The organism is Xanthomonas sp. NCPPB 1325 (assembly GCF_041477645.2).
In the GTDB taxonomy this organism is placed as follows: domain Bacteria; phylum Pseudomonadota; class Gammaproteobacteria; order Xanthomonadales; family Xanthomonadaceae; genus Xanthomonas; species Xanthomonas cannabis.
This window is the reverse complement of record NZ_CM192985.1, coordinates 4,206,662-4,232,350: the sequence shown is the minus strand read 5'-3', so window position 1 is coordinate 4,232,350 and position 25,689 is coordinate 4,206,662. Positions and strand designations below refer to the sequence as shown.

The window sequence follows — 25,689 nt, the reverse complement described above, 5'->3', positions numbered from 1 at the left end:
CCGAGCCTGCTTCGGGCCGCACTGGGTTGCTTCGCGCGCGATTGAATTCGCGCGATTGAACCGGTCGAAGGCCGCGATGCCGTGCCGGGCACACTGACGTGGCGTTGCGACTGCCTGCGTATCATTGCGGCATGTCAGCCGTCCTGCGTACCCTCACCGCCCCCGCCGCCGAACAGATCCGCCGCTGGGTGCTTGGGGCATTTCCGCGTGGTCAGAGCATCATCGAATACGACCAGCCGCTGGGCGACCCCGGCCTGTTCGGCCCCGACAGCGTGACCTGGCGCGTGCACTCCGAATTTCCCGGCATGCTGTCGGGCGGGTTATGCGCCTTGATGCTGCAGCTGCTGCACCCGCGCGCACTGGCCGGGGTCTATGACCACTCCAACTTTCGTGCCGACCTGGTCGGGCGGCTGCGCCGCACCACCAACTTCGTTGCCGGCACCACCTACGCGCCGCAGGCCGAAGCCGAGCAATTGATCGCGCGCGTGCGGCGCATTCATTCGCATATCCGCGGCCACACCGCCGATGGCGTGCCGTACGAGGCCAACGATCCGGCGCTGCTGACCTGGGTGCACGTTACCGAGGCCTACGGGTTCCTGCAGGGCTGCCGCCGTTATTGCCGCGACGTGCCCACCGCGATTGCCGACCGCTACTACGACGAGGCGCGCCGCGTGGCCGACGCATTGGGCGCCCGCGACGTGCCCGCCAGCGAGGCCGGGGTGGACGCGTATTTTGCGTCGGTGCGTGGCGAACTGCGCATGGACGCGCGCTCGCGCGAGGTGCTCGACATCCTCACCAGCATCCAGTTGCCGGTGCCGGCAGCAGGCCTGTCGCGCGGCGTGTTCCTCGGTGCCGGTACCGCCCTGTTGCCGGGCTGGGCGAGCGACATGCTGGGCCGCACCGCCACGCAGCGCTTCCAGGCGCGGGCATCCGCGCGCGTGCTGCGCGGCCTGGCGCCGCTGTTCCGCACTGCGTTGCGCGACGGCCTTTCGGCACGCGCATGCAGGCGCATGCAGCTGCCCCCGGCGATGTTGCTGAAGTGGCCTGACAAGGTCTGATATTGCATGGCAGGGTTGGCTGAGCGTTCTACTGCGGCAAGCGACGTGGCGTGTTCCAGGAGTGGCTGACACGCCTGCTGCAGCGTGGTGGAGCAGGTGCGGACGAAGTGTTTGGCGTGGAGCACTGCTCATCGGAGCGTGCGCGCAAGCGTGCCGTTTTTTGGGCGCCATCGGCAGCTGCGTTGCGGCGCGCGCGCGTGTTTGCGGTGCAGGACTGACGCACCGATGTATCGCGTTGTTGTCTAGCTTAAAAGCAGGGTGATATGCGTGGGCGGCAGCGTGTAGCGACACCGTACCCTCTCCCCAACCCCTCTCCCGGCGGGAGAGGGGCGCGTCTACGCGGCACGCGGCGCTGTACGTAGCAGCCGCAGCAGAGGTCTAACGCCCCTCTCCCCTCGGGAGAGGGATTGGGGTGAGGGTAGGGCGCAGGTCGAGCAGCAGTCCATGCATCACGGGTGTCGAAGCAAGAACTCCAGCACAGGCATCGTTCGTGCCGCCTTTTACCAGATCCTGACCCGCTGCTCCGGTGCCAGATACAGCTGCTGCTCCGGCTTCACGTCGAACGCCGGATACCACGCGTCCACATTGCGCACCGTCTGCGCACGGAAGCGGCCAGGCGCGTGTACATCGGTCAGCACGGCGTTGCGCAGCGCTGCATCGCGATACTTGCCACGCCAGGCCTGCGCGAAGCCGAGGAAGAAGCGCTGGTCCGGGCTGAAGCCATCGATGGTCTGTGACTGCTTGCCCTGCAGCGACAGCTGATAGGCGTCGTAGGCGGTGGCCAGGCCGGCAACATCGGCAATGTTCTCGCCCAGCGTCAGCTTGCCGTTGACGCTCAGGTCGTCGAACGGCTTGTATGCGCTGAACTGGGCGGCCAGCGCATTGCCGGCGGCCTCGAATTTCTTCAGGTCCTGCGGCGTCCACCAGTTGTGCAGCTCGCCGTGTTCGTCGAACAGCGCACCCATGTTGTCGAAGCTGTGGCTGATCTCATGCCCGATCACCGCGCCGATCGCGCCGTAGTTCACCGCATCGTCGGCGGCCGGGTCGAAGAACGGCGGCTGCAGGATCGCGGCAGGAAAGATCAGCCGGTTCTCCAACGGCACGTTCAACGCGTTGACTTCCTGCGGCAGCATGTACCACTCGCGATGGTCGACCGCCTTGCCCAGCTTGGCGAGGTTGCGGCGGTACTCGAACAGCTGGGCGCGTTCCACGTTGCCCAGCGCATCGTCGCGACGCACCTCGAGCGCGCTGTAGTCGCGCCAGCTGTCCGGGTAGCCCACCGCCACCGTCAGCCCGGCGATCTTGGCCTTGGCGTGCTGTTTGGTCTCCGGGGTCATCCATTCCAGCGCATCGATGCGCCGGCCGAATGCGGTGACCAGGTTCTTGACCATCTCTTCGGCGCGGGTCTTGGTCTGGGCGCTGACGTATTTCTGCACATAGCGCTTGCCGACCGCCTCGCCCAACGCGGCGTTGGTGGCGTCGATCCCGCGCTTCCAGCGCTGGCGCTGCTGCGGCGTGCCTTCCAGGGTGGTGCCATAAAACGCAAAGCGCTCATCGGCAAAGGCCTTGGACAGATACGGCGAAGCCCGGTCCAGGGCACGGAAGCTCAGGTAGTCCTTCCAGGTCTGCAACGGCTCCGATTGCACCAGGGCCGACAAGCCGCGCACCGCCTCCGGTTGCCAGACGATGAAGTCCTGCTGCGCCTTGAGCCCGGCGGCATCGAAGAACAGCGTCCACTCCAGGCCGGGGGCATTGTGCGCAAAATCGGCCTGTTTCCAGGCGTTTGCGCCGGCCTGCACGTTGTTGGTCCGTTCGGGCGTGGCATGCACGCGTGCCATGGCCGTTTCGAGCGCGACGATGCGCTCGGCCCTGGCCGCCGCGTCGGCGATGCCGGCCAGCTCCAGCACCTTGACGATGTGCGCGCGGTAGGCCTCGCGCAGATCCGCCATGCGCCCGCCGTCCAGGTAGAAGCTGCGCTCGGGCATGCCCAGGCCGCCTTGCACCAGATACGGCGCGTAGCGGCCGGGATGGTGCAGATCCTGCGACACCCACAGCCCGAACAGGCGGTCGGTGTAGAAGTTGGTCGCGTTGAGCAGGTCCACGTCGGCGCGCAACTGCCCGCCCAGCGTGCGCGCCAGCGCCTGCTTGTCGCCCAGTCGCGCGATGGCCTCCAGTTCCGGTTGTACCGGGCGCACGCCCTTGGTCTCGATGCTGGCCTCGTCCATGTAGGCGGCGTAGTAGTCGCCGATCTGCTTGTCTTCACCGGTGACGCGGTCGTTGGCGGCCGCGCCTTCGATGATGTCGCGGCTGTGGCGTTCGGTCTCGATGGCGATGCTGACGAAGCTGTTGAAGCTGGAGCGGTCCTCGGGAATCTGCGTGGTCCTGACCCAGTTGCCGCTGGCATAACCGAAGAAGTCATCACCCGGCGCGACGCTGCGGTCCATGCCGGCCGCATCGAAGCCGAAATCGCCGAGCTTGGGTGTGCTGGGGGCGTGCTCGGCGTGATTGTCGGCGGCAGGCTGCGCGCCCTCGCGGTGACACGCTGCGGCGGTCAATGCCGCAGCGGCCATGGCGGCGATCAGGACAGGGCGATGCAAAGAGGCCATGCGGCGCGACTCGAAACCGGGACAGGTGTCGCAGTGTAAGTGGCCTGCGGTGCCACGTCCCGATTTGAGGGCAGGCACCGCCGCGTCACGCGCCGGTGCGGACACGCTCGGTTCAGCGCCGTCGTTGGTACCAGAAACCCAGCGCATCGCGGGTCTGCAACATGCGCCGTCCGCGCCACAGAAACCGCAGCAGCAGGCCCAGATGCTCGCGTTTGGAAAAACTGCGCAGCTTGCGATCGGAGGTGTGCACGGTCTGGCGCAGGATCACAAAGCGCCCGCAGCGTGCCAGCGCGCGGCTGAGCGCGACATCTTCGCCGGCGTAGTAGCGCGTGTCGAAACCACCGGCCGTGACGAAGGCGGCGCGTGTGCAGAACAGAAAACACCCCGGCGCGATGCCGGCAATGCGGAAGAACCAGCCGAACACCGCTTGCGCGGTGCGTTCGGACCACACCCGGTTGCCGTGCAGGTGGACTTGCGCGCCGCCGCCCACCGCACCGGCGTCCAGCGCTGCCAGTGCGGCGCCGACCACCTGTGGGTTGATCAGGGTGTCGGCATCCAGGAACAGCAGCCGCTCGCCCTGCGCCGCCTGTGCGCCGGTGTTGCGCGTGGCCGCAATGTGCCGCAGCTGGACCTCCAGCACCTGCGCGCCGTTGCTGCGTGCGATGACGGCAGTGTCATCGGCGCAGGCGTCGGCCACCACGATCACTTCGTAGTCCAGCTGGAGCGCGCGTGCGCAGGCGTGCAGGCACTGCAGCGTGTCGCCGATCAGCGCGGCCTCGTCATGGGCGGGGATCACGAAGGACAGCATGGGCGTGCGTGGTGTGAGGTACTGCCAAGTGTGCAGGCGCCGGCGATGCGATGGTGTGAGTAGTCGCAGTCAATCCGGCGGCGCGACGGCGAAGCGACCGCAACGGCCGCGCACCCGCACCGGGAACGCGGCCATCTTCCACGGATGGCAGGCACCCACGCCTGCATGCTCGAGCGCGCTGCGATGGACGCGCTGGCCCAGCGCGCCGTTACGGCCGGATGGCGGCAACCGGCAACCGGTTGCGACGGTTTCTGTCACGGCCCGGTACCACTGCCGTGCGGTCCAGGTGCCATCACGCCGCGTCGGCTCAGCGGTTGACCGCGCCCATCATCGCTTCCGGGTAGCGCGTGCCGGCGGCGGCCTGCGGCGGGAAGATCGCATCGATGCGCGCCAGTTCGTCGGGCATCAGCGCCACGTCGAGCGCTGCGATGTTTTCCTCCAGATACGCCAGACGCTTGGTGCCGGGAATCGGAACCAGATCCTGGCCCTGTGCCAGGACCCAGGCCAATGCCAGTTGCCCGGGCGTGACGCCCTTGTCCGCCGCGATCGCCTTGACCTGCTCCACCAGCTGCAGGTTGCGGGTGAAGTTCTCGCCCTGGAAGCGTGGCGAGTGACGGCGGTAGTCGTCTGCGTCGAAATCGTCCGGCGAGGAGAATGCCCCGGTCAGGAAGCCGCGCCCCAGGGGCGAGTACGGCACGAACCCGATGCCGAGTTCGCGCACGGTGGCGAACACGCCGTTGTCTTCCGGCTCGCGCGACCACAGCGAATACTCGGTCTGCACGGCAGTGATCGGATGCACCGCATGCGCGCGCCGGATGGTGGCGGCGGCCGCTTCCGACAGCCCGAGAAAACGCACCTTGCCCTGTTCGACCAGCCGCGACATGGCACCGACGGTGTCTTCGATCGGCACGTTGGGATCGACGCGGTGCTGGTAGTACAGGTCGATGTGCTCCACGCCCAGGCGGCGCAGGCTGGCTTCGCAGGCAGATTGCACATAGGCCGGGCTGCCATCGATGCCACGTACCGACGGATCGCCGGGGTCGAGCTTGATGCCGAACTTGGTGGCCAGGAACACCTCATGCCGGCGCGAGGCGATGGCCTTGCCGACCAGCACTTCATTGGTATGCGGGCCATACATGTCGGCGGTATCGAGCAGGCTGATGCCAAGGTCGAGCGCGCGATGGATCACCGCGATCGAGGCAGCCTCGTCGCTGCGGTTGCCATAGAACGCGCTCATGCCCATGCAGCCAAGGCCGAGTGCGGAAACGGTGGGGCCGGAACGGCCGAGGGTACGGGTTTGCATGGTGGGGGAGGCTCCGTGCAGCAGGTTAGGCGGGGAGAGTGGCGCGGTGTGCGTTAGCGCGGCGTGGCCCACGCGCTAACGCCTGAGGTCGGTGTGCGGTGGTGCAGGTGTGACACGGCACGGCAACGAGCGCGCCGCGCGACGCCTGGGAGTGCCGTGCGAATCGAAGTGGTTTGCATGGCTCCAGCCTGTGCCCATTGCGGAGCGGCTGCGATGGGCAGGCGCATGCGATGCGCTGGCGACCGGGCCGTGCACACGTCTTGCGTGGCGCTGGTGACGGGGGGTGCGGCAGCGTTGGCGTATGGCGGCGTGGCGATGCTCTTCAACCGCACCCGCGCGCATCGCCTTGTTCGGCACGCGCGCGGGTGCGGTGATATGCCAGCTTAGCCCTTGAGCTTGTTGGTGAATTCGGCGACGCGCTTGCCCAGCAGCCGCGCGGTTTCCAGATCGCCTGCGCGCGGGGCTTCGTCCGGCGAAGCGTCCGATGGCGAGATCGCCAGCGCGCCGCCCCAGCCACCGGTCCAGTTCACGTCCTGCGGCCCGTGCGCCTTGGTGTTGGCTGGCGGCAAACCGGTGCCCACCCAGATCTGGCCGTGCTGCTGCGACAGGGTCCAGAAATACTGGATGGTGGTGGCCTTGTCGCCATTGACCGAGGCCGAGTTGGTGAAGCCGGCGGCGATCTTGTCCTTCCACGCCTGCGTAAACCACGGCTTGGAGCTGCCGTCGGCAAATTTCTTGAACTGCCACGCCGGCCCGCCCATGTAGGTGGGGCTGCCGTAGATGATGGCATCGGCGGCACTGATCGCGTCCCACGCGTCGTCAGGCAGGTTGCCGTCCTGGTCGATGCGGTACAGCGTGGCCTCGGCCACACTGGCGGCCCCCGCATGCACGGCTTCGGCCTGCTTGACGGTGTGGCCGTAGCCACTGAAATACACGATGGCAATCTTGCTCATGGATGCTCCTGCTCAACGAGGGGAGGGGGATTGTGTGCATACCGGCCGCGACAGAAGAATGACCACGCGCGGGACGAACTGTTGCCGGGCCCGTTCAGCCGGGTGCTGGTGCGGCCAAGTGCTCGAGCAGGTAGTCGATGAAGCTGCGCACCTTCGGTGCCAGGTGGCTGCGGCTGGTGTAGACGGCAAAGATGCCGATCTGGCCGAGTTCGTACGCCGGGAGAATGCGCACCAGGCGGCCTGCAGCCAGATGCGCGTCGGCCAGGAAGTCCGGCTGCATCACGATGCCCTGGCTGGCCAGCGCCGCCGCATTGAGCACATGGCCATTGTTGGCGCGCAGCCCACCGTGCAGGCGCACATCCACATCGCCATCGGGCCCGTGGAAGCGCACCGTGTCGCCGGTGGGCGAGTAGTGGTAGAGCAGGCACTCGTGGCCAGCCAGATCGGCCGGGTGTGCCGGCGTGCCCGCGCGCGCCAGGTAGGCCGGCGCCGCGCACGGCACCAGCCGCACCGTGCCCAGCTGGCGGGCGATCAGCATCGGTGCCGGCTCGCGGGTGATCCGGATGGCGACATCGAAGCCTTCCTCGACCATATCGACCAGGCGATCGGTCAGCGACAGGTCCAGCTCTACCTGCGGGTAGCGCGCACGAAAGCCCGGCAGCAAGGCACCCAGGCGCTCGATCCCGTAGCTCACCGGGGCATTGACCCGCAGCACGCCGGCCGGCTCCAGCGCCTGCGCGCCGATGGTGGCCTCCAGGTCGTCCAGGTCGGCCAACAATTGCAGGCAGCGCTGGTAATACGCGGCGCCGGCGCTGGTCAGGCTGACCCGGCGCGTGGTGCGATTGAGCAGGCGGGTGCCCAGGCGTTGTTCTAGCGCAGCCACCTGCCGGGTGACGCTGGCGGTGGAGCGGTCCAGTGCGTCGGCCGCGGCGCTGAAGCCACTGCGTTCGGCCACGGCGGTGAAGACGCGCATCGCATCCAGGGTATCCATCCGGGCTCCGATTATTGCTTGTGGTGCAACAAATTATCCGACCTCGCGCCCTTTATCCGAATGCCGTGGGTCATAGGCTAGGGCGGTCCTCAACGGAGTGCTCGCATGTCCACCACCCTTGCACCCCCGCGCACCGCGGCCTACGGCGCGGCCTTGCTGCGCATCAGCCTGGGCGCATGGAGTTGCGCATGAGCCGCCTGCCATCGTTGTACATCTCGCATGGATCGCCCATGACGGCGTTGCAGCCGGGCCAGGTGGGGCAGCGGCTGCAGGAACTGCGTCGGCAGCTGCCGCGGCCGCGCGCGATCATCGTCGCCAGCGCGCATTGGCTGGGCCGTCGTCCGCTGGTCAGTGGTGCAGCGCGGCCGCAGACCATCCACGACTTCGGCGGCTTCCCTGCGCCGCTGTATGCGCTGGACTATCCGGCGCCGGGCGAGCCGGCATTGGCGCAACAGGTCGTGCGCCGCCTGGAGCAGGCCGGGCTGCATCCGCACCTGGACCCGCAACGCGGTTTCGACCACGGCGTGTGGGTGCCGCTGCGCCTGCTGTACCCGGCGGCCGACATCCCGGTGGTGTCGGTGTCGATCCAGCCCGAGCTCGGGCCGGCGCACCAGTTCGCGCTGGGCCGCGCGCTGGCGCCGTTGCGCGATGAAGGCGTGCTGGTCATCGGCTCCGGCAGCATCACCCATAACCTGCACGACTTCGGCCAGGGCTACAGCGCCGAGCGCGAAGCGCCCTACGTGCGTCCCTTCATCGCATGGACCGAGCGCGCACTGGCGGACAACGACATCCCGGCATTGCTGGACTACCGCCGCCAGGCACCGTTTGCAGCGCGCGCACATCCCAGCGACGAGCATCTGCTGCCGCTCTACGTCGCGATGGGTGCGGCCGGGGGCGACCAGCTCGGCGCGCAGCGCATCGATGCCGGCATCGATGCGGGGTTTCTGGCGATGGATCTCTATCGCTTCGATGGCGCCGCGGCCTGACCGGGCCGCAGGACGGTGCCGGCGTGTGGGCCGGCAGCGCTGCGCTCTGAAGCGTTCACGATCGGCTGCCGCGCAGTCTCATAGGCTGAGACGCCCCGGCTGCATGCTGCTTGCGTGAAAATCCTCGACAAGCTCGCCGTCCTTGCCGACGCCGCCAAATACGACGCCTCCTGCGCCTCCAGTGGCGCGAACAAGCGCAACTCGCTCGGCACCGGCGGGATCGGCAGCACCGAGGGCATGGGCATCTGCCACTCGTACACGCCGGACGGCCGCTGCGTGTCGCTGCTGAAGATCCTGCTGACCAACTTCTGTGTGTTCGACTGCGCGTACTGCGTCAACCGCGTATCCAGCAACGTGCGCCGCGCACGTTTCACGCCCGAAGAAGTGGTCACGCTGACGCTGGACTTCTACAAGCGCAATTACATCGAAGGCCTGTTCCTCTCCAGCGGCATCATCCGCAACTCCGACTACACCATGGAGCAGCTGGTGGAAGTGGCGCGCCAGCTGCGTGAAGAGCATCACTTTGCCGGCTACATCCATCTCAAGACCATTCCCGATGCAGCGCCCGAACTGCTGGCGGCGGCCGGCCGCTATGCGGACCGTCTGAGCATCAACGTGGAGTTGCCCACCGAGCAGGGGCTGACCCAGCTGGCACCGGAGAAGAGCGTCGGCGGCATCCGCTCGGCCATGGGCGAGCTGCGCTGGCGCATCGAAGAAAACCAGCTCGAACGCAAGGCCGAAAAGGTACGCCGGGCCAAGCCGCCGCGGTTTGCCCCGGCCGGGCAGAGCACGCAGATGATCGTCGGTGCCGATGATGCCAACGACCGCAGCATCCTGGACACCAGCCATAATCTTTACGGCAATTACCGCATGCGGCGGGTGTATTACTCGGCCTTCAGCCCGATCCCCGATGCCTCGTCGAAACTGCCCTTGCAGGCACCGCCGCTGCAGCGCGAGCACCGGCTCTACCAGGCCGACTGGTTGCTGCGCTTCTACGAATTCAGCGTGGAAGAAATTGCGCCCGCGCAGTCCAGCGGCATGCTCGATCTGGACGTGGACCCCAAGCTGGCATGGGCATTGCGCAACCCGGAGCGGTTTCCGGTGGATCTGAACCAGGCGCCGCGCGAGATGTTGCTGCGGGTGCCGGGGCTGGGCACCCGAAACGTGGAGCGGCTGCTGTTGTCGCGGCGGCACGCGCGGTTGCGGGTGGGCGACCTTGCCCGCTTGCGGGTACCGATGAAGAAGCTGCTGCCGTTTGTGAGTGTGCTGGATCATCATCCGCGGCAACGCCTGGACGACCCGGTGCGCTTGCGTGCGCAGCTGGCGCCTGCACCGCGGCAGGCGAGCCTGTTTGAGTGATGCCTCATCGTCGGCAGGGCGCTGCCTTCTCCCCGGACGAGGGTGCCCGACAGGCGGATGAGTGGCAGGCCGCTCGCCGGACGTGCGGCGCACGGCCGTGTGTTGACGCAGCAACATGGCGCTGCCTTGCAAATTCCCGCTCCCGTCATCCCACGCTCTGCCCCAGGCGCTGCGGCACCGGGCGGCGTGGGGCGCTCCTGCGTCAAGGCGGGGTGGGGCAGCAACCTCAGGGGTGGGCGCAGTCACGGTCGCGGAGCAGCGCTGGCGGCATCGGGTGTAGCCGCGTCGGAGGCTGGTTGGCCAGTGCGCGTTGCTGCGTGGGAACCAGGATGATCGGGTGTGAGTGATGTTCAGCGCTGAGGTGGATCCACCGTGGAGTTTCGAGGCATGGCGTGCGTTGGCGCGGGCCGGCTGGTGTGCGCAGGCCGAGCCGGATGACGTGGCATGGAACGGCGGGGCGCAGGGCGGGTTGCTGATGGGGCAGCGGCTGCAGGACCTGCCGGTGGTGGTGGCACCGCCACGGGTGTCGGCGGACTTCATGCAGTTGGCGGCGTCGGTGCTATGCCATCGTGACCCGCAGCGGCATGCGGTGTTGTATCGGTTGCTGTGGCGGATCGCCTCCGGCGAGAAGGCGCTGCTGGAGCGCGCCACCGACGTGGATGTGCATCGTTTGCGGCAATGGCAGAAAGCGGTGCAGCGCGATACCCACAAGATGAAGGCATTTGTGCGGTTTCGCCGCCTGCCGGGCGAGGTGGAGGATTTCGTTGCCTGGTTCGAGCCCGATCACTGCATCGTGGACCGCGTCGCCCCGTTTTTTGCGCGGCGGTTTGCCGGCATGCAGTGGGCGATCCTGACGCCGTATCGCAGTGTGCGCTGGGATGGCGAGGCATTGTCGTTCGGCGATGGTGCGGTGCGGACGCAGGTGCCGGCCGACGATGCGCAGGAAGCCCTGTGGCGCACCTATTACGCGCATATCTTCAATCCGGCGCGGCTCAATCCCACCATGATGCGGCAGGAGATGCCGCAGAAATACTGGAAGAACCTGCCCGAAGCGGCACTGCTGCCGGAGCTGATCCGCGAAGCCGGCGTGCGGGTGCGCGAGATGGCCGAGCGCGCCCCCGAGCCGGTGCGACGGCGGGTGCCGGTGGCACCCGTACCAGCCGTGGAAGTGGCAACCCAAAGCCTTGCGCAGCTGCGTGTGGCAGCGCGCGATTGCCGGCGCTGCGAGCTGTGGCAACCGGCCACCCAGACCGTGTTCGGCGAAGGGCCGGACGATGCCGCGGTGATGGTCATCGGCGAGCAGCCGGGCGACGAAGAGGACCTGAGTGGGCGTCCGTTCGTCGGCCCGGCCGGGCGTCTGTTCACGATGGCACTGGGCGAGTTGGGTGTGGACCGCACGACCTTCTACGTGACCAATGCGGTCAAGCACTTTCGGTTCGAGCAGCGCGGCAAGCGCCGCCTGCATCGCAATCCGGAGCGTTCGCATGTGCAAGCCTGCAGCGGCTGGCTGCACGCCGAGCGCGCGCAACTGCGGCCGGCGCATATCGTCTGTCTGGGGGCGACGGCCGCACAGGCGGTGTTGGGAAGCCGCTTTCGCTTGATGCAGCAGCGCGGCCAGTGGCAGGTGCTGGACGATGGCACGCCGGTGCTGGCCACCGTGCATCCCTCGTGGGTCCTGCGGCAAGGCTCGGAGGCCGCGCGCGAGGAAGGCTACCGCGGCTTTGTCGACGACCTGCGCCAGCTGCTGCATGCACCGGTCGCCGCAGATCGCACCGTGAGGGCATAAAAGATGCGCGTGCAGCTGCACGCGCATGGTGTCGGAGAACGATGACACCAAATCGGGGCCACTGGCGAACCGGTGGTCCCGCACCGCCGCTTCGCGGTGTGGTGGCGCCGCCCGACGTCTGGTGCCCGGACGCGTGCGGATTCGCTGTTCACTTGTGTCTATGTGTCGTAGCGGGAAGCGGACGCGATGGCGCCGGAGTGCAACGCCATCGCATCCAGACAGGTCACTCAAGTGCAGGCAGTGGCTGCTGAGCCGTCATCGAATGGTGTCGAGATCAGCGCTTACCACCGGTGCGCTCCGGTTTGGAGCGCATCTGTCGGGACAGCCACGACCGCTAGATGCTCGTTACGATTGAACTCCCTGCAAGTGCCGCCTGCACGGTCGGCGTCGACCATCGACGGAACGTGGCTCCGTTCCGCCGATGACGTCGCGCGCAAGCCACTTGCAGGCGTGCAGCAACTGCCGTTACGGCATCAACACCTTGTCGATCACGTGGATCACGCCGTTGCTCTGGTTGACATCGGCGATGGTGACTGTGGCGGTATTGCCCTTGACGTCGGTGAGGGTGACCTTCTTGCCATTGAGCTTTGCGGTGAGCGGCTCGCCCTGCACCGTGGTCAGCGTGGCGCTGCCGCCGCCGGCCTTGATCTTGGCGATCAGCGAGGCGGCGTCCACCTTGCCCGGCACCACGTGATAGGTGAGCACCTTGGTCAGGGTCGCCTTGGACTCGGGCTTCAGCAAGGTGTCCACCGTACCGGCCGGCAGTGCGGAAAACGCCGCATTGGTCGGCGCAAACACGGTAAACGGGCCCGGGCCCTTCAAGGTCTCGACCAGTCCGGCGGCCTTCACCGCGGCAACCAACGTGGTGTGATCCTTGGAGTTGGCGGCGTTGTCGACGATGTCCTTGGTGACCAGCATCGGCGCACCACCCACCGTCGGGTTGGACGCAGCGTAAGCAGGAGCCATCGCGCTGGTCAGGGCAATGGCGGTAGCAATGGCAAGCGACTGCAGTGACGTCTTCATGAGGCATCGATCCTTTGGGTTGGCGATCGCCTGGATGGCAACCGTAGGGTCAATACGCCTGCCGGTGCGGGCCGGATGCATCACGTGGTCTTGATGTTCATTACGGCGTTTGGCGTGGTGAGTGCGGCGTCAGGAACGACGTTGAATCGCTTCGCCTGGCTGTCGACGCGATGGCTGGTCGCGTGTGCAGCATCAGGTGCGCTGCCGCCGGTTGCGCCATTGGTATCGGTGTTGCGTGGCCTGTCTCACGTCCCGGGATGCGGCAGTCCCCGCAGCATTGGCGGACTATTCGTATCCGGGCGCTGCGCAGGTCACCTGCGATCGCGTGGCCGAGGACAGGCGGCGCGATGGGCTGGCAGGGCCGAATCGATCGCGCCTGATGGTTTCATCACCGGTTGCAAACCGGTATGTTCCCGTCAGTGCGTTGTTGTGCGTCGCAAGATGATGCCGCACGTGCGGCCGTTTCTTCTTCCGGGTTTTACATGCATTCGATCGATGTCGTCCTCGCCATGTTGCTGGCGGTCGCGGCCAGCGGTTATCTGATCCGCATCCTGCCGTTCTCGCTGCCGTTGCCGTTGGTCCAGATCGCGCTGGGCGCGGTGGTCTCCGGTGTGTTCGATGCCGGGCACGAGCTGGAACCGGAATTGTTCTTCCTGCTGTTCCTGCCGCCGCTGCTGTTCCTGGACGGATGGCGCATTCCCAAACAAGGCCTGTTCCGCGACAAGGCGGCGATCCTGGAGCTGGCGCTGGGCCTGGTGGTGTTCACGGTGATCGGTGCCGGCCTGTTGATCCATTGGCTGATCCCGGCCATGCCGCTGGCGGTGGCGTTCGCGCTGGCCGCCATCATTTCGCCGACCGACCCGGTGGCAGTGTCCTCAATCGCCTCCAAGGTGCCGATTCCCAAGCGCCTGATGCACATCCTGGAAGGCGAGTCACTGCTCAACGACGCCTCCGGCCTGGTGTGCTTCCAGTTCGCCGTGGCCGCGGTGTTGACCGGCACGTTCTCGGTGGCGACCGCTTCGCTCACCTTCCTGTGGGTGGCGCTGGCCGGGTTGGCGCTGGGTGTGGCCACCACCTTCGGCCTGAGCCGGATCCAGGCCTGGATCTGGCGCCATTTCGGCGAGGAGCCCGGCTCGGCGATCCTGGTCAACCTGCTCACGCCGTTCGCCGCGTACCTGCTGGCCGAAGCCTTCCACGCCTCCGGAATCCTGGCCGCGGTGGCCGCCGGCATCACCATGAGCTACGTGGAAATGGCCGGCAACGCGCCGGGCAACATGCGCCTGCAGCGCTCGGCGGTGTGGGACACGGTGCAGTTCACCTTCAACGGCATCATCTTCGTGCTGCTGGGCGAGCAGTTGCCGGGCATCCTGGACGGGGCGGTGCGCAGCGTGCAGGAGGCCGGGCACCTCAATCCGTGGTGGCTGGCGGTGTACGTGGCCACCATCAGCACCAGCCTGATGGCGCTGCGCTTTGTGTGGGTGTTCCTGTCGCTGCGCTGGAACATCTTCAAGGCGCAACGGCGGGGCGAGGCGCATGTCAGCCCGCCCTGGCGAATCGTGGTGGCGGTGTCGCTGGCGGGCGTGCGCGGGGCGATCACCCTGGCCGGCGTGCTGACGCTGCCGTTGATGCTGGAAGACGGCTCGCCGTTTCCGGCCCGCCAGCTGGCGATCTTCCTGGCGGCCTCGGTGATCCTGGTCTCCTTGCTGGTGGCCAGCGTGGCGTTGCCGCGGCTGTTGCGCGGGCTGGAGTTGCCGGAAGAGGAAGACGAACAGCAAAAGGAAGACCTGGCCGTCAAGGCCGCCTCGCAGGCGGCCCTGGAGGCAGTGGAAAAGCTGCGCCAGCGGCTGGTGGAAGACAGCGCGCATGCCGAGCGCTACAACGCCGCCGCCAATCAAGTCAGTCAGCGTTACCAGCGCAAGCTGGGTGCCGTGGACATGGCCGAAACCGATCCGGAAGAGGCCGGCGCCTACGAGCAGGCCTTGCGCCAGTTCCGTCACACCGCCCTGGTGGCCGAGCGCAACGAGCTGTTCAAGCTTGCGCGCCGTCGCGAGATTTCCGACGACCTGTCGCGGCGGCTGGTGCGCAACCTGGATCTGATCGAGTCGCGCAAGCGCGCGTGAGCGCGCGGGAATGGGGAATCGGGATTGGGGAATCGTAAAGCCACGGCGCTCGTGCAGTCGTGGTTGCGTAGGAGCGCGCTTGCGCGCGATGGGGCTTTCCCGCCAACGCCCCATCGCGCGCAAGCGCGCTCCTACGTGGAGATGCGCCATCACACGGACGCAGCGAGCGTGCGCGGCTGGGTTCGCTGACGCTCCTTGGCGCGCGTCGGGAGACACCATCCCATCAGCCCCCCTCCCATCGTCACGGCGCAGCGCCTACCCTGTGGCGCTTCTGGTCCCCGTGCACAACCCATGACGCCCATCGTTTCCATCCAGGGAGTGAGCAAGACCTACGCCGGCGGTTTCCAGGCGCTCAAGCAGGTGGATCTGCAGATCCAGCGCGGCGAGATCTTCGCGCTGCTTGGCCCCAACGGTGCCGGCAAGACCACGCTGATCAGCATCATCTGCGGGTTGATCAACCCCAGCACCGGCACCGTGCTGGCCGATGGTCACGACATCGTGCGCGACTACCGCGCGGCACGTACCAGCATCGGGCTGGTGCCGCAGGAGTTGGCCACCGACGCCTTCGAAACGGTGTGGGCCACGGTGCGTTTCAGCCGCGGGCTGTTCGGCAAGCCGGCCAACCCGCAGTACCTGGAAACGGTGTTGCGCGAGCTGTCGCTGTGGGACAAGCGCAACAGCAAGATTTCCACATTGTCCGGCGGCATGAAGCGACGCGTGCTGATCGCCAAGGCCCTGGCGCACGAGCCGCGCATCCTGTTCCTGGACGAGCCCACTGCCGGCGTGGACGTAGAGCTGCGCCACGAGATGTGGCAGATGGTGCGCCGGCTGCGCGAGCAGGGCACCACGGTCATCCTGACCACCCATTACATCGAAGAGGCCGAAGACATGGCCGACCGGGTCGGGGTGATCAACCGCGGCGAGCTGGTACTGGTGGAAGACAAGCACACGCTGATGCGCAAGCTCGGCAAGAAGCAGCTCAGCCTGAGCCTGCAATCGCCGCTGCAGGCGGTGCCGGCCGGGCTGGCGGATCTGCCGCTGGAGTTGTCGGCCGACGGCAGCAGCCTGATCTACACGTTCGACACGCAGGCCGAGCAGACCGGCATCGGGGCGGTGTTGCGCCGGCTCAACGAGCAGGGCATCGACTTCAAGGACCTGCATTCCAGCGAGAGCTCGCTGGAAGAGATCTTCGTCACCCTCGTGCATGGCGCCCGTCAACCGGAGATGCGCGCATGAACATGCATGCGATTGCCGCGATTTATCGCTTCGAAATGGCGCGCGCCTTCCGCACGCTGACCCAGTCGATCGCTTCGCCGGTGTTGTCGACCTCGCTGTATTTCGTGGTGTTCGGCGCAGCCATCGGCTCGCGCATGGGCGATATCGACGGCATCAGCTACGGCGCCTTCATCATTCCCGGCCTGGTGATGCTGTCCTTGCTCAACGAAAGCATTTCCAACGCCTCGTTCGGCATCTACATGCCGCGCTGGGCCGGCACCATCTACGAGGTGCTGTCCGCGCCGGTGGCATGGTGGGAGATCGTCATCGGCTACGTGGGCGCGGCGGCCACCAAGTCGGTGATGCTGGGCCTGCTGATCCTGCTCACCGCACGGCTGTTTGTTCCGTACGAGATCGCGCATCCGGTGTGGATGCTGGGCTTTCTGGTGCTCACCGCGCTGACCTTCAGCCTGTTCGGCTTCATCATCGGCATCTGGGCCGACGGCTTCGAGAAGCTGCAGGTCATCCCGCTGATGGTGGTGACGCCGCTGACCTTTCTGGGCGGCAGCTTCTATTCGATCAACATGCTGCCGCCGCTGTGGCAGAAGGTCACGCTGTTCAACCCGGTGGTCTACCTGATCAGCGGGTTCCGCTGGAGTTTCTACGGCAAGGCCGACGTGCACATCGCGGTGAGCACCGGCATGACGTTCCTGTTCCTGCTGGTGTGCCTGGGCGTGGTGGCGGCGATCTTCCGCAGCGGCTACCGGCTCAAGGCCTGAGCGGGTCGCGTGTGCGGTGTCCTCACCGCTTGCTGGCTGTCTGATCGAAAGCCATGCGCACCGACCAACGTGCCTGGTCCTTGCCCGCTCACCGTCGCGGGATCTTGAGCGGCATGGATGCCGCGCCAGAGCTCACAAGGCCGTACTTGCAACACGTCCCGCGAGGGTGGGCGGAAGCAAAGGCGCAGCGTCGAGTGCGCGGTGCCCTCATCGCTCGCGGGACACGCTGTTAACCCGTCCATGGGGGCTCGATGGCGGCATCCATGCCGCCAACGGTCCCGCAATCGGCGAGGACACCGCACCAGATAGTTGGCTGGTGGTTTTGTTGAAGATCGAGGGCACCGCGTCGCAAGTTAGCTAATCGCTTGTTGAAGACTCTGCGCACCGACCAACTTGACTGGTCCTTGCGCGCTCACCGTCGCGGGACCTTGAGCGGCATGGATGCTGCGCCAGAGCCTTATCTGTTCGGAATGTGGCAGCGTAGGTGTCGAGAGCCGGCGTGGGCTGCCGTATGAGCCTGGATCTAAGCGATCGCCTTGGAGCTTGGCACCCACGCCGGAATCTCCCTTGTTTCGCCCGAACAGTTGCCCGAGGTGACACTCGAAACGATAAGACTGGGCAGGCGAGGGAGCTCTCGACATTTCCAGCCTAGCGGAGATCTCCCATGAGCGGAATCGGGATCGATGTGTGCAAGAAGTCCCTGGATGCGGCTGTCTTTCAAGGTGAGGCCCGCCAGTTCAGCAACACGGCAAGCGGGCACTGCAAGCTCGTCCATTGGCTGAGGACACTGCCAGTTAGGCAGGTGGTGCTGGAGGCGACCGGTGGCTACGAGCTGGCCGCGCTGGACGCGCTGCATCAGGCGGGAATCCCGGTGGCACGCGCCAATGCGTCTCGGGCGCGTCACTTGGCCAACGGCTTGGGACTGGCAAAAACCGATCGGCTGGACGCGGGCATGCTGGCGTGTATGGCCGAGAAGATGGAGCTTCATCCCTATGTTCCACTGCCGCCGTGGCAGCGTCATCTGGGCGAGCATGTCCGCGCCCGCCGCCAGCTCATCGATCTGCTGAAGACGGCCAAACAACAGCTGTTGCAGGTGGCGGACAAACCGCTACGCAAGCTGCTGCAGGCCAACGTGAACCAGCTCGTGCGCAGTGTGGCGCGGCTGGATGAACTGATCGCCGGGCAGCTAAAGACGCTGCTCATCGAGCAACCGCACCTGGCGGCGTTGAAGACGCTCAAAGGGGTCGGTCCGGTATTGCTGGCCGTGTTGGCGTGCCGGTTGCCGGAGCTTGGGACGCTCAACGGAAAGCAGATCTCCCGATTGGTGGGGGTTGCCCCGCTATCGCGCGACAGCGGCAAGATGCGTGGGAAACGAGGGATCGGCGGAGGCCGTGCCGATATCCGGCAAGCGCTGTACATGGCGGCGATGTCCTCGGCGCGTCACGAGCCCCGCCTGCGTGATTTTTATAGAGCGTTACGGACACGCGGCAAGGAAGGCAAGGTCGCGATCGTGGCGGTGATGCGCAAGATGCTGGTCATCCTCAATGCGCGCGTGCGCGATGAAAGAGCCGCCACGCAGCCAGCCTGAGCATGCTCGATGGCCATGAGCAGACGCAAAAGCGTGCCGGCCAGCGGCCGCCACCTATGGATGAACACGTCTGAAGGAAACCGATCAGAGCTCGCGGATCGAGATCCTGATCAACACAGTTGCTCCAGGGACGGATTCACGGCGTGTCCCGCGATGGTGGGCGTGCAAGGGCCCTGCAGCCAGGTCGCAGCTCAGCCGCTTCGCAATAGAGCAACGTGAAGTCGTTTGGTCAGCCGCGCTTACTCGGCAGCAGGCGCGGCGTCGTTCTTGGTGTCCAGGTAATACGCCACCACCTCGCCCTTGATCTTCATCGTCATCGGATTGCCGCGGCGGTCGCGGGCCTTGCCGACCTGCACCTTGATCCAGCCTTCGCTCACCGAATATTCCTCCACGTTGTCGCGTTCGATACCGTTGAAGCGCACGCCGATGCCGCGGTTGAGGGCGTCGGCATCGTGGAACGGACTACGTGCGTCGATGGCCAGGTGATCGGGAGGGGTATCGCTCATGGGGAAGGCGCCATGACGGGCCGGATGGCCGTCTTCGGTCGCACAGGATACGGACCTGCGCCGGGAAGACCAGCCCTGCTGGCGCAGCGGCGGGCCGGCCTCGGTTTGCTTGCGCCGCCGCAGGCCTCACACTTGGCGTCTGCAATCCTTCAGCGAGACCGCCATGCCCGACAACAGTGCCGATTACGAAGACGACGAAGGCCTGCAGCCCGAAAGCGACGAAGACGATGTCGACGACCATCCGGCGCGGGTCTGGAATCTGCTGGTGTTGATCAACCCCGGCGACGAAGACACCGCGCTGGCCCAGTTCGATGCCTGGCGCGAAGCGCAGGCCGATGCAGACGATGGCGACGGCGACGATGCGTGGCTGTGGACGCTGAAAGACGTCATCGACTGGCGCTCGGGATTTTATGTGGACTGGAAGGACACCGACTCGTTCATCGCCGCCATCGACGAACTCGGCGCGCGCTGGAACCTGCGCATCGACTGGGGCGGCGACCTGGACGACGAAGACTTCGCCCGCGATCTCGACGTGCCCGACCTGATGGCCGTGGCGTTCGACCGCCTGCGCGAACACGGCTACTCGCTGTGGAACTGGAACACCGGCGGCGACGCCTATGCCGGCTGGATCGCCCTCAGCCGCGACGACGACGCCATGCTGGCGCTGACCTCGTTGCTGGGCGTGGAAGTCCGGCTGGGCAACGAGGCCTTTTGAGCGCCGGGAGTGGGGAGTCGCGAGAGCGGTCTCCGGGTGCGTGGGTCTGGCAGGCATTGTCCGCGGCCAGATGACTGCCCCGTAGGAGCGTGCTGGCGCGCGATCGGGCGTTACCGGGACAGCTCCTCGCGCTCGGGCGCGCTCCTACAACGGCGTGGCGTCATGGTGCAGAGGGGGATGCCGCCGTCGTGAAGTTGCAGGCCTCTTTACCAGGAGGCTCACACGGCCCAGCGATGGCCACGTAGGAGCGTGCCTGCGCGCGATAGGCGTTACCGGGACAGCTCCTCGCGCTCAGGCGCGCGCCTACTAAGGCGCGCCGCCAATCAGGTTGCGGCCACCGCCGTTGCGAATCCCGAATCCCGAATCCCAAATCCCCGCCTCAAGGCGCCTCGCCCCGTGCCTGCGCACGCGCATTGGCGATCAAGGCCTTGAGCAGGACGCGATCGGTGTGACGTGAGATCGCGATAGCACCGAGTGCGATCGCCTCGATACGCAGCGAGGCGGGCACGTCGTAGTGCGCGCCGCTGAGTTTGTTCTGGAAGGCGCGGCGGGGAATGCCCAGCCGCGCCGCCATGGCATGCAGCTCGTCCAGCGTATCGCCGAGCAGGTGCGCCCAGCGCTGGTCGCGCCACAGGTGCACCGCATCGTCGACGTAGACGGCCATTTGCCGGGTCAGTCCTGCTTCTTGGACTTCTTCGGCTTCTTGCCGGCGCTCTCGCTGTCGGCGTCGTCCGCGACGGCGTCGGCGGCCTCGTCGCTGGTCGCCTCGTCTGCAGTGCTGTCGTCTTCGGCCGTCGCGGCATCTTCGGCAGCGGCATCGCTGTCGGCCGCAGGTGTTGCATCGGCGTCGTCGGCGTTTTCATCGCTGTCTTCATCCGCATCGGCGTTCTGGAACTCGGACACCAGCTTGGTCAGGTATTCCTCGGCGGTCTGGCCTTCGTCGGCGGCCAGGTCGTCGATCATCTGCTGCAGCTGGGTCGAATATTCCAGCGAGATGGTCTTGCCTTCGGCTTCCTGCAGGTTGGCCAGGTGCTTGAGCATGGCCAGCATCGGCACCGGGTTGTCGGCGCTGCCCATGGTCTGGCCGCCGATCGACAGCATCCACTCGCTGCCACCTTGCAGACCGATCGCCGCGACGACGCGGCCGTCGGCATCCTGCAGCACGGCATGGTTGCTGACCTGGGGCGCCTGGCCCAGACGGGCGAAGGGGCGCTTGGGTTGCTGCTTCTTGCGCTTGTCGCGCTTGGCCTTGGAATTACGGGACACGGTGTTCTCGACGCTGGGAATGGCCGGCCATTCTAGAGCGTGCGCCGCACGATGCGATGAGCAGCCGGCTTTGGGGGGACCAGGCGCAGGCGGTCCCGCCTGCTGTCGATCACAGTGTCGATCGTGATGCCGCGGCAATCCCCGCTCGCCGCGAGCCTGGATGAAGCGGGCAGCCGCGCCGATGGTTCGGCAAGCGCCGCAACTGCCAGGCCGGTGGCAGGGCGCCAGCCTGGCCTGCAGGGAAGGCGGCGCGTGTGCCAGACCCTCCCCATCGCCGGCCCCGCAGCAGGCGTGGAGATCGGGTTCGCCGCGTTGCCGATGGATTCGGCAAGGCACGTCTGGTGGACCGGCAACCAGAGCATGCGGCCGTCCAGGCACGTCAGCCGCAGATCACCGGCTCGACGATACCGCCGGCAGCGATACGTCAGTTAAGCAGACCGGGCATGCATCTGGAACTCCAACCCCGGCCTCGCAATCAATGCGCTTCGACCGCCACGCGCGGCGCTGCCACGGCGGCTTCGGCGGCCTTGGCGAGTGCGGCGGCCGAGGCGACCTGAGCGCTGGTGGACACGCGCGGTGCCGCCGGGCGTGCAGAGGCGGTGCCCGGCGGGCGCGCGGGCGAGCCGCCGGCGGCGCCTGTCGCTGCCGCGGAACCTGGCGCAGCCGCTGCAGCCGCTGGCGCCGTAGCACCCAGCGTGGGGCTACTGGCCGGTGCACCCACCGTCGCGGTAGCGGTGGCAGCGGCGCCGCTGAGGTCCGGCACCTGGGTGTCGGCGTCATGGACGGGCTTGCCCAGCGCCACGCCCTGGCCGGCGCCGGCCAGGGCCGCTTCTTCGGCGTCCTGGGTCATCACCACGATGCTGATGCGGCGGTTGATCGGGTTCTGCGGGTCGGTCTTGTCGAACAGCACCGAGGACGACAACCCCACCACGCGTGTCACCTTGGCATCGGCCATGCCACCGCCCACCAGGGCGCGGCGCGCAGCATTGGCACGGTCGGCGCTGAGTTCCCAGTTGGTGTAGCCGGCATCGCTGCTGTAGGCGGTGGTGTCGGTGTGACCGGTGATGCTGATGTGGTTGGGCACCTGATTGATGAAGCTGGACAGCTCGCGCAGGATGTCCACCGTGTACGGCTTGAGCTGGTCGCGGCCGATATCGAACATCGGGCGGTTCTGCTTGTCCACGATCTGGATGCGCAGGCCATCGGGCGTGAGATCCAGCAGCAACTGGTCCTTGAACGGCTCCAGCGCCTGGCTCTTGTCGATGGCCTCTTTCAGGTCCTGCATCAACGCTTCCAGGCGCCGCTTGTCCTTGGCGCGGCTGTCCACGTCGGTGTCTGCCGCGTTGTCGCGCTTGCGGCCCATTTCGTCCTTCTGCCCCTTGGCCATGTCGGCGGTGCCGCCGAGCTTGATCATCGAGGTGCTGGCGCCGCCGGGGCCATTCATGCCCGGCGAGGGCGCCGGCGACTTGCCGGACAGCGGGCTGGGATTGCGGAAGTATTCGGAGATCGCCGCGCGCTGCTCCTTGGTGGTGGCGGCCATCAGCCACAGCACCAGGAAGAAGGCCATCATCGCGGTCACGAAGTCGGCAAACGCCACCTTCCAGGCGCCGCCGTGATGGCCGCCGCCCTGCACCTTCTTGACCCGCCGGATGACGACGGTGGATTTGCCCTCGGCCATGACCGCGGTCCTACTTGATCGTCTTCAGGTGCGTTTCGAAATCGCCGAAGCTCGGACGCACGTTGGAGGGCAGGGTCTTGCGCGCAAATTCCAGCGCAATCTTGGGGTTGTAGCCGCGCAGGCAGGCCAGCAGCGCGGTCTTGACCGCCTCGTAGATGCGCCCGTCCTGCTCGGCACGCGCTTCCATCGCCGCCGACAACGGCGACACGAAGCCGTACGCCAGCAGGATGCCCAGGAAGGTGCCCACCAGCGCGGCGCCGACGTGGTGGCCGATCTCTTCGATCGGCCCGCCGATCGAGCCCATGGTGATCACGATGCCGAGCACTGCCGCCACGATGCCGAAGCCGGGCAGGCCGTCGGAGACCTTGCTCAGCGCATGCGCTGGCGCCAGGGCCTCGTGGTGGTGCTTTTCCAGTTCCAGTTCGAGCAGCGGTTCCAGTTCGTGCGGCTCGATATTGCTGCCGATCATCAGGCGCAGGCAGTCGGTGATGAAGTCCAGCAGGTGATGGTCGGCCACCACCTTGGGGTAGTTGCCGAAGATGGTGCTGTCCTGCGGCTTTTCGACGTGGTCTTCCAGCGCCATGAAGCCGTCGCGACGGGCCTTGTTCAGCAACTCGTAGATCAGGCTCAGGGTGTCCTTGTAGTCGTCGGACTTGTACTGCGGGCCCTTGAACACGCCCAGCACGCCGGTCAGCGTTTCCTTGACGATCTTGCCCGGCGTACTGACCAGGAACGCGCCCAGGGCCGCGCCGCCGATGATCATCAGTTCGTACGGCTGCCACAACGCACCCAGCTTTCCGTGCGACAGCACATAGCCGCCGAGGACGCTGACGATGACGACGATGAAGCCAACGATGATGAGCATGGCGAAGCCGAAAGCAATCTGGGAGTGCTAGTGGTTTCGGCTTGCGCGGCGGATTCTTGAAGCGCACGGCGTGAAGATGTGCGCTGTGACTGAACGATCAGCCGATTGTCGTTGCGGCCTCATGCACGCATTTGACCGCATCGCCGCCTGCCAACGACAGCGTCGCCTCGCCGGCATGCTCCCAGAACTGGTTGCCATGGGCGTCGGCAAACCGCGCGCCGGAGGCGGCCTGGGCACTGAGCAGGGTCAGCGCACGGCCGTCCAGGATCAGCCGCAGGGCATCGGTGGCGGGGTCGAAGCGGGTGGTGATGGCGCGCTCGCCGCAGCGCCAGGCTACGGTGTCCGCGGCCTGGGTCGGGGCGGGTGGCGGCGTGGCCGGCCCCGGATGGCCGGCATGGGGCAGCGGGCCGGTCACGCTGGCGTCGGTGGCCATCGGCGGCGGGCTGTCTTCCGGGCCTGCGGTTGCGATGGGCGGTGGGTCCGTCGCGGCTGCAGGTGCGGTGTCAGCAGAGCGATCGCCTGCGGTGCAGCTGGCCAGGGTGGCGGCCAGCACTGCGGCGAGCATCAGGGTCGAGGACGTGTGCATCTGCGTACTCCTGCCTGGAACAGGCCGTCGCCGGCGTGGCGACGGTTGGGACATGGTGTGGCCAGTGCTTAAGGGATCTGGCGCTGCGCATGGTGCCCTGCGACGTCAGTGGGTGCCAGATCGGCGCCACCGCCGACCGGCACCTGGTCTGGCCTCAGGCCGGCTGTGCCTCAGCGCCATCGCGGTGCAACGGGTTGGGCAGTGCCTGGCCGTCCTCGGTGAAGCCCAGCGAGACCGAGTTGAGACAGTGCCGTTCGCCGGTCGGCGGCGGGCCGTCCGGGAACACGTGGCCCAGGTGGCTGTCGCAACGCGCGCAGACGATCTCGGTGCGGATCATGCCGTAGCTGGTATCGCGGATCTCGCGCACATGGGCGGTGTCGTAGGGCGCGAAGAAGCTCGGCCAGCCGGTGCCGGAGTCGAACTTGGCGCTGGAGCGGAACAACGGCAGCCCGCACAGGCGGCAGGTGTAGACCCCGTCCAGCTTGTTGTCTAGAAAGACCCCGCAAAACGGCGCTTCGGTGCCGTGGTGCAGCAGCACGCGCTGTTCCTCATCGCTGAGCCCGGCGATCAGGGCGTCGCGCTGGGCGGGGGAGGGAGGGGTCAGATCGAACTGGCTCATGAGGCTCTCGCATGCGCTCGCCGGCGGGGTGCCGACGCCTGCCCCAGTGATGTGGGCGCTGCGCGGGTGGTTCAACCGGTCGACGTGTTCGAGCAAGTCACGCGTGCGCTGGAGAAGCCCGTGGCTGCGCCCGTACCCTCATCCGGCGCTGCGCGCCACCTTCTCCCCATGAAGGAAGACAATGTCCCGATGGGAGAAGGGAACGGCCCGGCGGGAGATTGGCGTCTTCGCAGTGCAACGACTTGACCAAAGCGTTCATCCCCCGGCCGGTTGCGTGCATTGCTGCCGCCTGGTCGCGCCCCCATCGATTACCCACTCCCGATCAATCACGGTGCCTGTCATGGCGATCCATTCCTCATCGCGTGGCCTGCTGTTCTGCGGTCTGCTGGCGATGGCCGGCGCGGCGGTGGCGCAGTCGGCCACCACCACGCGTTCGTCCAACACGTTGCAGCCCATCACCACGCCGACACCGGTTCAGCCCACTGTGACGCCGCCGCGCGCGCTACAGCCGGCTAACTCGACCGCCCCCGTGCCCTCGCAGCTGGGGCAGCGCCCGGTCGCGCCGAGCATCCCCACCCGTGGTCCGGCGCAGACACCTGTGGCGCCAGCCGGCAGCCAGGTGTCGCCGACGACGCCGATGGTCTACGACCGCAATGGCCGCTTGCTGCAGGGCATGCAGCCGGCCGGCGTGAACCGTGTGCTGGATACCAAGACCGGCCGCTACTACGACGCAGTACCGGCAGGCGATGGCATGCGCGTTGTGCGCTGACGGCAGCGATCCGGTCTATTGCCGACCGCCAACCACCAACCACAGCCACCAGCCACCACTGCTAGCGATTCCCCCCGATGCCACCGGTACCGGCAACCCACAACTGTCCA

24 protein-coding genes and 1 pseudogene are annotated in these 25,689 nt (G+C 66.9%); 10 read left to right on the top strand and 15 right to left on the bottom strand.

The features are described 5' to 3' along the window. The first annotated feature begins 131 nt into the window (after positions 1–131). Entirely contained in the window at positions 132–1,058 is a 927-nt protein-coding gene (locus ACCQ10_RS17860) for an oxygenase MpaB family protein (RefSeq protein ID WP_372361449.1), read from the top strand. 500 nt (positions 1,059–1,558) lie between these two features. On the opposite strand, the gene ACCQ10_RS17855 is transcribed toward ACCQ10_RS17860, so the two are convergent. From ACCQ10_RS17855 to ACCQ10_RS17830, 6 genes are all read right to left on the bottom strand, one after another. Beyond that, a complete protein-coding gene (locus ACCQ10_RS17855) occupies positions 1,559–3,628 on the bottom strand; it encodes a M13 family metallopeptidase (RefSeq protein ID WP_372363168.1) in 2,070 nt (689 codons plus the stop codon). Positions 3,629–3,776: 148 nt separating this feature from the next. Continuing rightward, positions 3,777–4,472 (bottom strand): glycosyltransferase, encoded by a 696-nt coding sequence (locus ACCQ10_RS17850; protein WP_228314848.1) that lies wholly within the window; start codon positions 4,470–4,472, stop codon positions 3,777–3,779. A 69-nt stretch (positions 4,473–4,541) separates the two neighbouring features. Beyond that, positions 4,542–4,730 (bottom strand): hypothetical protein, encoded by a 189-nt coding sequence (locus ACCQ10_RS17845; protein WP_372361448.1) that lies wholly within the window; start codon positions 4,728–4,730, stop codon positions 4,542–4,544. A 49-nt stretch (positions 4,731–4,779) separates the two neighbouring features. Then, the gene (locus tag ACCQ10_RS17840; RefSeq protein WP_372361447.1) at positions 4,780–5,775 is read right to left on the bottom strand and encodes an aldo/keto reductase; all 996 of its coding nucleotides are present in this window, start codon (positions 5,773–5,775) and stop codon (positions 4,780–4,782) included. A gap of 383 nt (positions 5,776–6,158) precedes the next feature. Beyond that, positions 6,159–6,728 (bottom strand): flavodoxin family protein, encoded by a 570-nt coding sequence (locus ACCQ10_RS17835; RefSeq protein WP_372361446.1) that lies wholly within the window; start codon positions 6,726–6,728, stop codon positions 6,159–6,161. A 94-nt stretch (positions 6,729–6,822) separates the two neighbouring features. Further along, the gene (locus ACCQ10_RS17830; protein WP_372361445.1) at positions 6,823–7,719 is read right to left on the bottom strand and encodes a LysR family transcriptional regulator; all 897 of its coding nucleotides are present in this window, start codon (positions 7,717–7,719) and stop codon (positions 6,823–6,825) included. A 188-nt stretch (positions 7,720–7,907) separates the two neighbouring features. Here ACCQ10_RS17830 and ACCQ10_RS17825 point away from each other — a divergent pair, with 188 nt between their 5' ends. From ACCQ10_RS17825 to ACCQ10_RS17815, 3 genes are all read left to right on the top strand, one after another. Further along, positions 7,908–8,705, top strand: coding sequence for a dioxygenase family protein (locus ACCQ10_RS17825; protein ID WP_372361444.1), 798 nt, complete (start codon positions 7,908–7,910; stop codon positions 8,703–8,705). A gap of 114 nt (positions 8,706–8,819) precedes the next feature. Continuing rightward, positions 8,820–10,064, top strand: a complete 1,245-nt coding sequence (locus ACCQ10_RS17820) for a putative DNA modification/repair radical SAM protein (protein WP_039405785.1) — start codon at positions 8,820–8,822, stop codon at positions 10,062–10,064. 346 nt (positions 10,065–10,410) lie between these two features. Continuing rightward, positions 10,411–11,850, top strand: a complete 1,440-nt coding sequence (locus ACCQ10_RS17815; RefSeq protein WP_372361443.1) for a UdgX family uracil-DNA binding protein — start codon at positions 10,411–10,413, stop codon at positions 11,848–11,850. Between the two features lie 465 nt (positions 11,851–12,315). On the opposite strand, the gene ACCQ10_RS17810 is transcribed toward ACCQ10_RS17815, so the two are convergent. Next, a complete protein-coding gene (locus ACCQ10_RS17810; protein WP_047696413.1) occupies positions 12,316–12,873 on the bottom strand; it encodes a fasciclin domain-containing protein in 558 nt (185 codons plus the stop codon). A gap of 482 nt (positions 12,874–13,355) precedes the next feature. Between ACCQ10_RS17810 and ACCQ10_RS17805 the strand changes: the two genes are divergently transcribed. The 3 genes from ACCQ10_RS17805 to ACCQ10_RS17795 all read left to right on the top strand — a co-directional run bounded on the left by ACCQ10_RS17805 (position 13,356) and on the right by ACCQ10_RS17795 (position 16,987). Further along, the gene (locus tag ACCQ10_RS17805; protein ID WP_039405778.1) at positions 13,356–14,993 is read left to right on the top strand and encodes a Na+/H+ antiporter; all 1,638 of its coding nucleotides are present in this window, start codon (positions 13,356–13,358) and stop codon (positions 14,991–14,993) included. A 291-nt stretch (positions 14,994–15,284) separates the two neighbouring features. After that, positions 15,285–16,229 carry an ABC transporter ATP-binding protein gene (locus ACCQ10_RS17800; RefSeq protein ID WP_372361442.1) on the top strand — a complete coding sequence of 315 codons (945 nt, stop codon included), beginning with the start codon at positions 15,285–15,287 and terminating at the stop codon, positions 16,227–16,229. Then, positions 16,226–16,987 carry an ABC transporter permease gene (locus tag ACCQ10_RS17795; RefSeq protein ID WP_372361441.1) on the top strand — a complete coding sequence of 254 codons (762 nt, stop codon included), beginning with the start codon at positions 16,226–16,228 and terminating at the stop codon, positions 16,985–16,987. The genes ACCQ10_RS17800 and ACCQ10_RS17795 overlap by 4 nt, the downstream gene beginning before the upstream one ends. A gap of 229 nt (positions 16,988–17,216) precedes the next feature. Here the strand turns inward: ACCQ10_RS17795 and ACCQ10_RS17790 are convergent. After that, positions 17,217–17,466 (bottom strand): annotated as a pseudogene (locus ACCQ10_RS17790) (hypothetical protein). Positions 17,467–17,651: 185 nt separating this feature from the next. Between ACCQ10_RS17790 and ACCQ10_RS17785 the strand changes: the two are divergent. Next, complete coding sequence (locus ACCQ10_RS17785) at positions 17,652–18,575, top strand: IS110 family RNA-guided transposase (protein WP_184386145.1); 924 nt, start codon at positions 17,652–17,654, stop codon at positions 18,573–18,575. A 239-nt stretch (positions 18,576–18,814) separates the two neighbouring features. Here the strand turns inward: ACCQ10_RS17785 and ACCQ10_RS17780 are convergent, their stop codons facing one another. Beyond that, a complete protein-coding gene (locus tag ACCQ10_RS17780) occupies positions 18,815–19,081 on the bottom strand; it encodes a DUF3297 family protein (RefSeq protein ID WP_047696423.1) in 267 nt (88 codons plus the stop codon). A gap of 163 nt (positions 19,082–19,244) precedes the next feature. Between ACCQ10_RS17780 and ACCQ10_RS17775 the strand changes: the two genes are divergently transcribed. Beyond that, complete coding sequence (locus tag ACCQ10_RS17775; protein ID WP_047696425.1) at positions 19,245–19,796, top strand: DUF6630 family protein; 552 nt, start codon at positions 19,245–19,247, stop codon at positions 19,794–19,796. 379 nt (positions 19,797–20,175) lie between these two features. Here the strand turns inward: ACCQ10_RS17775 and ACCQ10_RS17770 are convergent, their stop codons facing one another. The 6 genes from ACCQ10_RS17770 to msrB all read right to left on the bottom strand — a co-directional run bounded on the left by ACCQ10_RS17770 (position 20,176) and on the right by msrB (position 24,810). Further along, complete coding sequence (locus ACCQ10_RS17770; RefSeq protein WP_039405763.1) at positions 20,176–20,460, bottom strand: DUF4031 domain-containing protein; 285 nt, start codon at positions 20,458–20,460, stop codon at positions 20,176–20,178. An 8-nt stretch (positions 20,461–20,468) separates the two neighbouring features. Continuing rightward, positions 20,469–21,062: a hypothetical protein gene (locus ACCQ10_RS17765; protein ID WP_372361440.1), complete on the bottom strand. Its 594-nt coding sequence runs from the start codon at positions 21,060–21,062 to the stop codon at positions 20,469–20,471. 475 nt (positions 21,063–21,537) lie between these two features. Further along, positions 21,538–22,740 carry a flagellar motor protein MotB gene (motB, locus tag ACCQ10_RS17760; RefSeq protein ID WP_372361439.1) on the bottom strand — a complete coding sequence of 401 codons (1,203 nt, stop codon included), beginning with the start codon at positions 22,738–22,740 and terminating at the stop codon, positions 21,538–21,540. Positions 22,741–22,750: 10 nt separating this feature from the next. Then, complete coding sequence (gene motA / locus ACCQ10_RS17755; RefSeq protein ID WP_039405757.1) at positions 22,751–23,605, bottom strand: flagellar motor stator protein MotA; 855 nt, start codon at positions 23,603–23,605, stop codon at positions 22,751–22,753. 97 nt (positions 23,606–23,702) lie between these two features. Then, complete coding sequence (locus ACCQ10_RS17750) at positions 23,703–24,191, bottom strand: MliC family protein (protein ID WP_372361438.1); 489 nt, start codon at positions 24,189–24,191, stop codon at positions 23,703–23,705. A 154-nt stretch (positions 24,192–24,345) separates the two neighbouring features. Next, entirely contained in the window at positions 24,346–24,810 is a 465-nt protein-coding gene (gene msrB, locus ACCQ10_RS17745; protein WP_104579479.1) for a peptide-methionine (R)-S-oxide reductase MsrB, read from the bottom strand. A gap of 340 nt (positions 24,811–25,150) precedes the next feature. Between msrB and ACCQ10_RS17740 the strand changes: the two genes are divergently transcribed. Further along, positions 25,151–25,579: a hypothetical protein gene (locus tag ACCQ10_RS17740; protein WP_372361437.1), complete on the top strand. Its 429-nt coding sequence runs from the start codon at positions 25,151–25,153 to the stop codon at positions 25,577–25,579. The last annotated feature ends 110 nt before the right edge of the window (positions 25,580–25,689 follow it).

Coding starts and splice junctions, on each gene's coding strand:
- ACCQ10_RS17815 (WP_372361443.1), top strand. CDS start 10,411: ATGTTCAGCGCTGAGGTGGATCCACCGTGGAGTTTCGAGGCATGGCGT.
- msrB (WP_104579479.1), bottom strand. CDS start 24,810: ATGAGCCAGTTCGATCTGACCCCTCCCTCCCCCGCCCAGCGCGACGCC.
- ACCQ10_RS17780 (WP_047696423.1), bottom strand. CDS start 19,081: ATGAGCGATACCCCTCCCGATCACCTGGCCATCGACGCACGTAGTCCG.
- ACCQ10_RS17810 (WP_047696413.1), bottom strand. CDS start 12,873: ATGAAGACGTCACTGCAGTCGCTTGCCATTGCTACCGCCATTGCCCTG.
- ACCQ10_RS17850 (WP_228314848.1), bottom strand. CDS start 4,472: ATGCTGTCCTTCGTGATCCCCGCCCATGACGAGGCCGCGCTGATCGGC.
- ACCQ10_RS17840 (WP_372361447.1), bottom strand. CDS start 5,775: ATGCAAACCCGTACCCTCGGCCGTTCCGGCCCCACCGTTTCCGCACTC.
- ACCQ10_RS17830 (WP_372361445.1), bottom strand. CDS start 7,719: ATGGATACCCTGGATGCGATGCGCGTCTTCACCGCCGTGGCCGAACGC.
- ACCQ10_RS17860 (WP_372361449.1), top strand. CDS start 132: ATGTCAGCCGTCCTGCGTACCCTCACCGCCCCCGCCGCCGAACAGATC.
- ACCQ10_RS17785 (WP_184386145.1), top strand. CDS start 17,652: ATGAGCGGAATCGGGATCGATGTGTGCAAGAAGTCCCTGGATGCGGCT.
- ACCQ10_RS17740 (WP_372361437.1), top strand. CDS start 25,151: ATGGCGATCCATTCCTCATCGCGTGGCCTGCTGTTCTGCGGTCTGCTG.
- ACCQ10_RS17835 (WP_372361446.1), bottom strand. CDS start 6,728: ATGAGCAAGATTGCCATCGTGTATTTCAGTGGCTACGGCCACACCGTC.
- ACCQ10_RS17825 (WP_372361444.1), top strand. CDS start 7,908: ATGAGCCGCCTGCCATCGTTGTACATCTCGCATGGATCGCCCATGACG.
- ACCQ10_RS17795 (WP_372361441.1), top strand. CDS start 16,226: ATGAACATGCATGCGATTGCCGCGATTTATCGCTTCGAAATGGCGCGC.
- motA (WP_039405757.1), bottom strand. CDS start 23,605: ATGCTCATCATCGTTGGCTTCATCGTCGTCATCGTCAGCGTCCTCGGC.
- ACCQ10_RS17855 (WP_372363168.1), bottom strand. CDS start 3,628: ATGGCCGCTGCGGCATTGACCGCCGCAGCGTGTCACCGCGAGGGCGCG.
- ACCQ10_RS17770 (WP_039405763.1), bottom strand. CDS start 20,460: ATGGCCGTCTACGTCGACGATGCGGTGCACCTGTGGCGCGACCAGCGC.
- motB (WP_372361439.1), bottom strand. CDS start 22,740: ATGGCCGAGGGCAAATCCACCGTCGTCATCCGGCGGGTCAAGAAGGTG.
- ACCQ10_RS17750 (WP_372361438.1), bottom strand. CDS start 24,191: ATGCACACGTCCTCGACCCTGATGCTCGCCGCAGTGCTGGCCGCCACC.
- ACCQ10_RS17775 (WP_047696425.1), top strand. CDS start 19,245: ATGCCCGACAACAGTGCCGATTACGAAGACGACGAAGGCCTGCAGCCC.
- ACCQ10_RS17800 (WP_372361442.1), top strand. CDS start 15,285: ATGACGCCCATCGTTTCCATCCAGGGAGTGAGCAAGACCTACGCCGGC.
- ACCQ10_RS17805 (WP_039405778.1), top strand. CDS start 13,356: ATGCATTCGATCGATGTCGTCCTCGCCATGTTGCTGGCGGTCGCGGCC.